A 282-nucleotide genomic window follows, 5' to 3' on the forward strand; every position below is an offset into this window, starting at 1 on the left:
GCATAGTTGACCTTGAAAAATCGGCGGGTGAACCCGGTTTTGCTTTTCCCCATCGCGGCGAGTGCTTTCCGGCGTTCTTTGGCCGGAATGATCGCTTCTATTTCGGCATTGTACTTGTCGCGCAGCCGCGCCGAGAGCTGGTTCTCGGTAACGCAGAACGCAGCCAGGGGGAACTTGGTCTGAACAAGCGACGCCTTGGTGGCAAACAGCCGCCACAGATTCCAGTCACCCGCCAGCTTGAGCGGGACAATCGTCGTTTCGGGATTAATCGCATCCCAAAGC

Annotated in this window: 1 protein-coding gene; it reads right to left on the reverse strand. The window is 57.1% G+C overall.

What is annotated here, in order from left to right:
- Positions 1-282, reverse strand: a 282-nt coding sequence (locus tag Q4528_RS13580) for a hypothetical protein (RefSeq protein WP_303522071.1), incomplete at both ends; no start/stop codon positions are given.

Source organism: Staphylococcus pasteuri (assembly GCF_030547725.1).
GTDB classification, from domain to species: domain Bacteria; phylum Bacillota; class Bacilli; order Staphylococcales; family Staphylococcaceae; genus Staphylococcus; species Staphylococcus pasteuri.